We start from the raw sequence: 2,222 nt of genomic DNA, 5'->3' as shown, positions 1-2,222 counted from the left end.
TAGGGTACAACATAGCCGAATGATCTATACATAGCATTGACTTAGCTGATTGTTTTTGTTCATCAGTTAATTGGTCATAAGCTACTGTATGTTTAGTATTGTCACTATCTATATAATAACAAGGGTAATTACCTCTAGTTGACTCAGGTAAATCCATAGTGTTAACTTCTTGTGGAGTTTGGAATAGTTTACCATCTTTTGCTAAACTTTTAGCAGTCGTACCCGCCGCACCACTATACCCCATAGCAGGAGCTACTTTAGAGTTAGGTTGCATAAGTACTGTGAATACAACAGCTAATAGCTCTTCTTTATTATCTTTGATATTTTTAATAGCAGCTTGTATATCAGCGCCTTTTAAGAAATCAATAACAGTAGTAGTCAAACTACCAGCACCATTAACAGCAGGCCCCACGAAACTCATCGAAGTATCCCAAACAGTCGATATTGGATTTTGGTTGAATATGTTAGATACTGAATCCTCCAAATTATCCCAAACTTGTTGAGGAATATCAGCAACGCCAGTATTAGTTAGCTTGTATAACTTATCGATAACTTCACTAGCAATATCATACAGAGTATCTTTCTCATGATAAGCATATATAGGGATAAAGTTATGTCTTAACTTCTCTCTTAAATTTAGATTTTGATATAAGCTTTCACCAGTTAGCATATCTTTATCATTAGTAGCTAAGAAAGGCTTATTATCATTAGGGTTAGGGTAGACTTGTAACCATTTTCTATAGAAAGCTTGGCACTTTTGCTCAATATTACCCTCGACAAAGAAACTAGCAGGGTAGATAAACTTATTAGCAATCTGATAAATTGATTCAAAGCCACCATTAGTATCTGTACTAGTACTTTGAGCTACGAAACTATCAAGAGCATAAGAAGCCACGCCAATTATAGCGAATAATAATCCAGCGCCTTTATCACTTATTTTTTCATGAATAGCTTGAGCCTCAGGATATTTATTATAATCAATATTCCCAGCTAAGATATTAGGAATTAGTTTATAAGTAGTATCAGCAAAGCTAGTACCAATCTTAGCAGTAGAGAAGTAGTAGCTAGATACACTTACTAAGACATGGGTAATCATTCTATTGACAGCTTCATTCATAGTCATAGACTGAATTTCACCTTTTTTGAACAAGCTAGGAATATTAGGAATAGGTCCCAGCATCTCATCGAGGTTACTATAAGCAATTGTGAATTTATCAGCCTTACTAGCAGCAGCTGCATAGTTATAGCTGACATTGTAATCTTGAGTAGTTGGTGTAAGTTCTAGCTTACCATTTTCATACCTTTCGTAAGTATTAGAGATAGTCTGTACAGCTTCATTTCTATTAGAATTACTCAAGCTATCATTAGCAATAGCAGGTTCCCAACATAGAGCTTGATCTACAGGAGTACTTACATTCTTCAAAGTATTCATAATTACAGCATTACCCAAAGAGTGAGCCATAATATTAACCTTGATACCATTTTGTTTAAGATAGTCAATTACAATAGCTAGTTTCTGCCCAGCAAACTCACTCATAGCAATAGCAGCACTATAGTCATACGGAGCTTTAGGATTACCTTGCCAAGCTATTTGAACAATACGGTTATAATCATCAAGAGATTTTTCATCCCAACCAGCAGCTTTGTTTAAAGAATACTCTAACTGTAGATTCCATTTACAAGCACCTTCAGCAGTATTTTCATTATCAGTGTTATATTCAAGCGACTCTTTATCACTATCAAAAGGTAGGATACTAGCTTTCTGCTCAGATAGTTTATGTATATTACCCTTGAAGTAACCAGTTACATCATACCAAGGGGTATCATTCATTAGTTTATTTTCAGTAATATCATACTGACTATCCATATATTCTAGAGCTTGAGGATAGCCACGCATTTTATTATTTATTTTATCTTCTACAGCTACATTATATCCATGAATAGCAAAAGTAATATTAGGATCGATAGTACTACCAGGTTTTTGTCTTTTAAGTAGTTTATTTTGGCTTTTTGCTAATTTGAGGATATATTCTTGCCAGAAGTTATCACTATCATCAACGATATGGTCATAATAAGCAATTTTATATCCAACAGGTTCGTAGTAATGAGCTAGAGGAGCATATCTTTGTATTAGATTGTTATATTCACCAAAGTTTTGATTAGCCTTATAATATGCAAAATAATAATCCTCTCTAAGATTAATCATCATCGGAGGTTCAAAG

At 34.1% G+C, this 2,222-nt stretch carries 1 protein-coding gene; it reads right to left on the bottom strand.

All coding sequences use genetic code 11. The annotated features are described in order from the left end of the window. Positions 1 to 2,222 (bottom strand): alpha/beta hydrolase (locus FQ699_RS09575; protein WP_146422130.1); only part of this gene is annotated, 2,222 nt, incomplete at both ends.

The organism is Francisella salimarina (assembly GCF_007923265.1).
In the GTDB taxonomy this organism is placed as follows: Bacteria; Pseudomonadota; Gammaproteobacteria; order Francisellales; family Francisellaceae; genus Francisella; species Francisella salimarina.
Note: the sequence above shows the minus strand (reverse complement) of the source record. Positions and strands in the feature narration are given on the sequence as shown.